The sequence below is a fragment of the Streptomyces sp. 13-12-16 genome (assembly GCF_002114215.1).
Classification (GTDB): Bacteria; Actinomycetota; Actinomycetes; order Streptomycetales; family Streptomycetaceae; genus Streptomyces.
Map to the genome: position 1 here is coordinate 1,427 of NZ_NCTE01001187.1, position 6,763 is coordinate 8,189.

Sequence of the window (6,763 nt, forward strand, 5' to 3'; positions counted from 1 at the left end):
GAGCGGGTTACCGCCGGTATCCCCGTGAACGACCACAACTGAAGCAGGGATCACGGGAGTTGGCCCGTGAGTCCCCGCGGCCGGCTGATGGGGGCCATCGAAAAAAAGGATGGAGCCGATTCGCGTGTCGATACGTCTATTCGGCGACGTCCGTTCGACGACGCCGAAGTGACCGGATTACAGGTGCAGGTGTGACGGAGGTGCAGGACGATGGCCGGTTTCCGGAGTCTGGCGAGACAGGTCCGAGATCCCCGGTGCGATCTGGCGCTGCGGCGCTATTCGCTGCGCAAGTGCCTTGAGCGGTTCGCTCCCTACGGGCACAGGGCGACCTGGGACCATCTGTGTTCGCGGGCCGGGTTCGATCCCGAGGACCGCTCCGTCGACCCGGCGCGGCTCGTGGCCGCACTGGACGAGCTGGAGGAGGCCCGGGCGGTCTGGCTGGCCTATGAGGTGGAGTTCGCCGACCGCCGCAGGAAGGAGAAGCACGACGGACTGCGCAGGCCGGGCAGTGTGGACGACTGGCACCGGCTGACCTGGGGCGGTTTCGGTGTGGCCTGGTGCGACGATCCGCGGGTGCATCCGCGCGAGCCGCTGGCCGAGGTGCTGCGGCGGCTGATAGCCGCGCTGGAGCGCGAGCCGGGTACGGTCTGCCCCGTGTGCCGGGGGGAACGGCTCATGTGGCGCTTCGACCTGGACCACGAGCCGTCGACGGGACCGGTCTGCACGGACTGCGGGATCCTGGTGCCGCGCCCCGTGCTCACCCCGGCGGCCCTGGCGGACGCCCGTCGGGCGAGGCTGCTGGTGTCGGCCTGAGAGGCAGGGAGCGAGGGGGTGCGCAGGGGATGCCGCACCCCCGGCCGGACCGGGGACCCTAGCAGGCGTCAAACCGCTCGTACCAGGGATTTGTCGTGTGGACAGTGGGGTGCGATGAAACGCACCTGAGAACCCTGGAGCTGTCCCGATGTCGACGCTGCGCGTCACCGCCGAAGTCCTGACCGTCCACGAACACCCGGGCGCCGACGCCCTCGAACTGGCCCAGGTGGGCCTGTACCGGGCCGTCGTCGCCAAGGGCGCGTACCGCACGGGTGATGCCGCGGTCTACATCCCCGAGCAGTCCGTGCTGCCGGCCGCGCTGATCGAGGAGCTGGGCCTGACCGGCCGCCTGGCGGGCGGGAACCACGACCGGGTCAAGGCGATCCGGCTGCGGGGTGAGCTGTCGCAGGGCATCGTGTGCCGCCCGAAGGCGCTCGCGGACGTCGACCTCGTACGGGCCGCCGCGGACGGCACCGACTTCGCGGAGCCGCTCGGCATCACCAAGTGGGTGCCGCCCGTCCCGCCGACGATGAGCGGCGAGGTGGAGTCCGCGCCCGAGCTGCTGCCCTGGGTCGACGTCGAGAACATCCAGCGCTACCCGGAGATCTTCACCGCCGGCGAGCCCGTGGTGCTCACGGAGAAGCTGCACGGCACGGCCTGCCTGCTGACGTACTCCGCCGAGGAGGACCGGGTGTACGTCTCCTCCAAGGGGTTCGGCGCGAAGTCGCTGGCGCTGAAGGAGGACCCGCGCAACCTGTACTGGCGGGCGGTGCGCGGTCACGGTGTCGCCGAGGCCGCGGCGGAACTCGCCGCACGGCTGGGGGCCCGACGGGTCGGGATCTTCGGTGAGGTGTACGGCGCCGGCGTGCAGGACCTCGCGTACGGCGCGGACGGAAGGCGCGACACCCTCGGGTACGCCGTGTTCGACGTGTCGGCGGAGATCGGCGGCCGGGTGCGCTGGCTGGACGCGGCGGAGCTGCTGGACGGCCGGCTGCCCTTGGTGCCCCGGCTGTTCACGGGCCCGTACGACAGCGGGCGGGTGCTGGAGATCGCCACCGGGCGCGAGACGGTGTCCGGCCGGGGGCTGCACCTGCGGGAGGGCGTGGTCATCCGCGCGGCCGTCGAGCGGCACAGCGCGGTGACCGGGGGCCGGGCGATAGCGAAGGCGGTGAGCCCGGCTTACCTGACGCGCAAGGGGGGCACGGAGTACGAGTGAGCGGCGGGGGCGGCCGGACTGGCGGCTGCTGCAGTGGCTGCCGCCCTCCGCGGCTGTGAGCAGATGTGTACGGTTTCCCTGCCGACTGCGGGTTTGCGCACCTCGGCGGCGCTGGGGGCGCAGGTCCACTCGCCGGCGTTTGCCGGGTGCCTCCCCCACTCTCGGCTTCTCCCCCATGAGCGGGAGGTACCCCCACCGCCCACCCTCCCCCACCCTCGGCTGCGCTCGGGCGGGGGCACCCCCGTCGCCCCTGGGGGCACCTCCCAGGCCCTTGAGGCACTGGGGAGACGCGACTGCCCGCGGCTGCGCGGCACGGCTGCCCGCGGCCGGGTGGCGGGGGTCAGGCGGTGGGGCGGCGTCGGGCGCCGTTCTCCGTCAGCAGGCGGGAGCCCGTCAGGCGGTCGCCGAAGACGTCGTCCGGGTTGGACAGGACGCAGCTCTCCAGCGAGAGGCAGCCGCAGCCGATGCAGTCCGTGAGGTGGTCGCGCAGGCGGTTGAGCTGCTTGATGCGTTCGTCCAGCTCCGAGCGCCACGCCTCGGAGAGGTGCGCCCAGTCGTCCCGGGTGGGCGTGCGCCCCTCGGGCAGCTCGGCGAGCGCCTCGCGGATCGTGGCGAGCGGGATGCCGACGCGCTGGGCGGCACGGATGAAGGCGACCCGGCGCAGGGTGTCACGGCTGTAGCGGCGTTGGTTGCCCGAGGTGCGGCGACTGCTGATCAGGCCCTTGGCCTCGTAGAAGTGCAGCGCCGAGACGGCGGCGCCGCTGCGGGCGGAGAGCTGGCCGACCGTGAGCTCGTGGATCTTCTCGGGTATCTGGGGCACTCCCCGAACCCTACCCACCCGTCCGGCGGCCGGCCGTCGTTGACAGGGAACGCCCGGCACACCATGCTAAGCAGTTGCTTAGGCATGCGCGCACCGATGCGCTGCGACTACGTGACGTGAGAGGCCGGGACATGGCAGAGCCGAGGATCTTCACCTCCGTCGACGACCTGAAGGCGGCGGTGGGCGAGCAGCTGGGGTACACCGACTGGCTGGAGGTCGACCAGAAGCGGATCGACCTGTTCGCCGAGGCCACCGGGGACCACCAGTGGATCCACGTCGACCCGGGGAAGGCCGCGGCGGGGCCGTTCGGGACGACCATCGCGCACGGCTATCTGACGCTGTCGCTGCTGCCGCTGTTCGGCCCGCAGCTGATCTCCGTCGAGGGCGTGAAGATGGGCGTCAACTACGGCACCAACAAGGTGCGCTTCCCCGCCCCGGTCCCGGTCGGCTCGCGGGTGCGCGCGACCGCGACGATCACCTCCGTCGACGAGGTGCCGGGCGGCGTCCAGGTGGCCACGGCGTTCACCGTGGAGCGCGAGGGCGGCGACAAGCCGGTGTGCGTCGCCGAGTCGGTGGCCCGCTACTACCTCTGAGCGGGGCCGGTCCCCCGGGCCCCGACCATCCTGAGCACGAGGTCGGCGTAGAGCTCGCCGACCTCCTCGGGGGTGCGGGGGCCGTCGACGTTGAACCAGCGGGCCACGTCGATGCACAGGGAGAGCACGGCGAGCGTGGTGCCCTGTACGTCGATGACGTCGAACTCGCCGGAGCGCACGCCCTCCTCGATGATCCCGCGCACCTCGGCGTCGACCTGCCGGCGCAGCCCGAGGATCTCGTCGCGGGCGTCGGGGCCGAGCGAGTCGAGTTCGTACTGCACGACCCTGGCGGTGGTCCGGCCGCCCGCGTGCCAGCGGACGAAGGAGCTGACCGCTCCGGCGAGCCGCTCGCCGGGGCCGCCCTCGGCGCGGGCCGCCGTGCGCAGGATCTCGACGGCCTTCTCGTGGCCGATCCTGCTGATGCGGTGGAGCAGCTCTTCCTTGGTCTTGTAGTGGATGTAGAGCGCGGCCGGGCTCATCCCGGCGCGGCCCGCGATGTCGCGGGTCGTCGTGGCGTGGTAGCCGCGCTCCGCGAACGCCTCCACGGCGGCGAGCAGCAATCGTCGGGCCGCGTCGGGCGTGACCTCACCCCACGGTTGCGCCTCGGCGCCGGCCGACTCCTCCGCCGTACTCATCGCTCACCTCATTCGCTGGCAGGGGTAACACCATACCGGCAAGGGTGAGCGCTCGCTTAGCGCGCCCGTCGTCACAGCTTCTGCAGCGGGTCGTACTCGGAGAGCATCTTCTCCAGGCGGGCCTGGTCGACCCGGTTGACGATCTGCCCCGCCTCCTGGCGGTCGCGGATGACCTTGGCCAGGGTGAAGGCGGAGGTGACGAGGTACAGGACCGCGATGCCCAGGAAGGCGCGGACCCAGGCATCGGCCTCGAGGTTGAAGATACCGACCGCGGTGGCGCCCATGGCCACTCCGAAGGACGCGACGGCCTGACCGTAGAAGGCGGCCGTGCTCTGCTGCTTGACCGGTGTGTCGCTCATGGGGAAAAGGATCGGCGGATGTGGCCGCGGCCACATCCGCTCAGCTACTCAGGCGCGTACTCAGAAGGCCGAGACCCCGGTCAGGGCGCGGCCGATGACCAGCTTCTGGATCTGGCTGGTGCCCTCGTAGAGGGTCATCACGCGGGCGTCGCGCAGGAGTTTGCCGGCCGGGTACTCGTCGATGTAGCCGTAGCCGCCGAAGACCTGCAGGGCGTTGTTGGCGGCGCGGACGGCGGCCTCCGAGGCGAAGAGCTTGGCCTTGGAGGACTCGACGGCGAAGGGCTTCCCCCGGTCGATCAGGTCGGCGACCCGCCAGGTGAGCAGCCGGGCCGCGTCGACGTCCACGGCGATGTCGCTGATCAGCTCCTGGACGAGCTGGTGACGGGCGATGGCCTTCCCGAACTGCTCCCGCTCCCCCGCGTAGCGCACGGCCGCGTCCAGGGCGGCCTGCGCTATGCCGACGCAGCCGGCCGCGACCGACATGCGGCCCTTGGCGAGGGCGGACATGGCGACCGAGAAGCCCTTGCCCTCGGGCCCCAGCATCGCGGAGGCGGGCACGCGCACGTCCTCGAGGACCAGTTCGGCGGTGGCCTGGCCGCGCAGGCCGAGCTTGCCGTGGACGGCGCGGCGGGTCAGGCCGGGGGTGTCGGTGGGGACGAGGAAGGCGGAGACGCCCTGGTGGCCGGGGGCGTCGGTGGAGCGGGCGAAGAGCAGGACGACGTCGGCCCAGGTGCCGTTGGTGATGAACATCTTGGTGCCGTTGACGACGTAGTCGTCGCCGTCGCGGACCGCCCGCGTGGTGAGGTTCCCGGCGTCCGAGCCCGTGCCGGGCTCGGTGAGGCCGAAGCAGCCGACGTACTCCCCGGAGGTGAGCCCCGGCAGCCAGGCGCGCTTCTGCTCCTCGCTCCCCCAGGCGGCGATCGTCTTGGCGACCAGGCCGAGGGAGACGGAGACGATGCCGCGCACGGAGGAGTCGCCGCGGCCCAGCTCCTCGGTGACCAGGCAGTACGCGAGATGGTCGCCGCCGCTGCCGCCGTACTCCTCGTCGATCGTCAGCCCCAGGAAGCCGACCTCGCCGAGCTTCTTCACGATGCCGCGGTCGATCTCCTCGGCGCGGTCCCAGGCGGTGGCGTGGGGCACGACCTCGCGCTCCACGAAGTCCCGGGCGAGCCGGCGGACGGCCTCCTGCTCCTCGCTGAGCTCCAGGTTCATACCGAGTCACCCCACGTGAGATCCATGTGAAACGTACACATTTAAATTAGCACTGCTAGTTTCAAGGCGCAGCCCTACTATGTGCGCCATGGCCCGACCGCGCAAGCCCCTGCTGAGCACCGACCGGATCGTCGGTACGGCCCGTGCGCTGGTGGACGCGGAGGGCCTCGCGGCCGTCTCCACGCGCCGGCTCGCCGCGGAACTGGGGGTGAGCGGGCCCTCGCTCTACAACCACTTCCGCACCAAGGACGAGATCCTGGAGGCGGTCGCCGACTCGGTGAGCGCGCTGGTCGACCTGTCGATGTTCGAGGACGGCCGGGAGTGGCGGACCGCGCTGCACGACTGGGCGGTCTCCTACCGGGCCGCGCTGCGCGACCACCCCAACATCGTGCCGGTCCTGGCCCGCGGTCCGGGCCGCCGTCCGGCGGCGCTGCGGCTGGCCGACGCGGTCTACGGCGCGATGGTCGAGGCCGGCTGGCCGCCCGCGCAGGCCACCTCCATCGGCGCGCTGATGCGGTACTTCATCATGGGCTCCGCGCTCGGCTCGTTCGCGGGCGGCTTCGTGGACGACGCCAGCGCCTACGACCCCGCCGACTACCCGCACCTCGGACAGGCCCATCTCCTCGCCGAGCAGCAGGAGAAGATCGACGAGCGGGCCTTCGAGGCGGGGCTGACGGCGCTGCTGGACGGGCTGGCGCTGCAGTACGAGCAGGTGCGGGCCGGCGCTTGAGCGCTCCGCCGGGAGTGCGGCGATGGGCCGTCGGTCATCTGCGGCGCCGTCGTGGCTGGTCGCGCAGTTCCTCGCGCCCCTTCAGGGCGCGCGCCGGCAGGGGACCGTGCCCCTTCGGGGACCGGACGCTTCGGTGAGGACCGAAGTGTCCGTGCCGCATGCTGGGGGCATGACCACCAAGGATCCCCGGGCGGCCGGTCTCGCACGGCTCGCCGCCCTGGCCGCCGACGAGACGCGGGCCGCGTGTCTGCTGGCGCTGCTGGACGGGCGGGCCTGGACGGCGGGCGAGCTGGCCCGGCACGCCGGGGTCGCCGCGTCCACGCTGAGCGAGCACCTGGGCAAGCTGGTCGCGGGCGGGCTGCTCACCGAGGAACGGCAGGGACGG

At 72.0% G+C, this 6,763-nt stretch carries 9 protein-coding genes; 5 read left to right on the plus strand and 4 right to left on the minus strand.

Going from position 1 to position 6,763, the window contains the following annotated elements; translation table 11 throughout:
• Positions 1 to 210 precede the first annotated feature (210 nt).
• Both B7767_RS37240 and B7767_RS37245 read left to right on the plus strand, forming a co-directional pair.
• A complete protein-coding gene (locus B7767_RS37240; protein WP_085575859.1) occupies positions 211 to 813 on the plus strand; it encodes a hypothetical protein in 603 nt (200 codons plus the stop codon).
• 148 nt (positions 814 to 961) lie between these two features.
• The gene (locus B7767_RS37245) at positions 962 to 2,029 is read left to right on the plus strand and encodes an RNA ligase (ATP) (RefSeq protein WP_085575860.1); all 1,068 of its coding nucleotides are present in this window, start codon (positions 962 to 964) and stop codon (positions 2,027 to 2,029) included.
• Between the two features lie 340 nt (positions 2,030 to 2,369).
• Here the strand turns inward: B7767_RS37245 and soxR are convergent, their stop codons facing one another.
• Positions 2,370 to 2,849 (minus strand): redox-sensitive transcriptional activator SoxR, encoded by a 480-nt coding sequence (gene soxR / locus B7767_RS37250; RefSeq protein WP_085575861.1) that lies wholly within the window; start codon positions 2,847 to 2,849, stop codon positions 2,370 to 2,372.
• A gap of 131 nt (positions 2,850 to 2,980) precedes the next feature.
• Between soxR and B7767_RS37255 the strand changes: the two genes are divergently transcribed.
• Positions 2,981 to 3,442, plus strand: a complete 462-nt coding sequence (locus tag B7767_RS37255; protein ID WP_085575862.1) for a MaoC family dehydratase — start codon at positions 2,981 to 2,983, stop codon at positions 3,440 to 3,442.
• Here B7767_RS37255 and B7767_RS37260 read toward each other — a convergent pair.
• From B7767_RS37260 to B7767_RS37270, 3 genes are all read right to left on the minus strand, one after another.
• Positions 3,433 to 4,077, minus strand: a complete 645-nt coding sequence (locus B7767_RS37260; protein ID WP_085575863.1) for a TetR/AcrR family transcriptional regulator — start codon at positions 4,075 to 4,077, stop codon at positions 3,433 to 3,435. The two genes, B7767_RS37255 and B7767_RS37260, sit on opposite strands and share 10 nt — an antisense overlap.
• Before the next feature lie 71 nt (positions 4,078 to 4,148).
• Positions 4,149 to 4,436 carry a YiaA/YiaB family inner membrane protein gene (locus B7767_RS37265; RefSeq protein ID WP_030867144.1) on the minus strand — a complete coding sequence of 96 codons (288 nt, stop codon included), beginning with the start codon at positions 4,434 to 4,436 and terminating at the stop codon, positions 4,149 to 4,151.
• Between the two features lie 60 nt (positions 4,437 to 4,496).
• Entirely contained in the window at positions 4,497 to 5,648 is a 1,152-nt protein-coding gene (locus tag B7767_RS37270) for an acyl-CoA dehydrogenase family protein (protein WP_085575864.1), read from the minus strand.
• A gap of 88 nt (positions 5,649 to 5,736) precedes the next feature.
• Here B7767_RS37270 and B7767_RS37275 point away from each other — a divergent pair, with 88 nt between their 5' ends.
• Together B7767_RS37275 and B7767_RS37280 are read left to right on the plus strand one after the other, a co-directional pair.
• On the plus strand, positions 5,737 to 6,378 hold the full coding sequence (locus B7767_RS37275) for a TetR/AcrR family transcriptional regulator (protein ID WP_085575865.1): 642 nt from the start codon (positions 5,737 to 5,739) through the stop codon (positions 6,376 to 6,378).
• A 169-nt stretch (positions 6,379 to 6,547) separates the two neighbouring features.
• A partial coding sequence (locus tag B7767_RS37280) for a helix-turn-helix transcriptional regulator (RefSeq protein WP_143652857.1) occupies positions 6,548 to 6,763 on the plus strand: 216 nt, incomplete at its 3' end.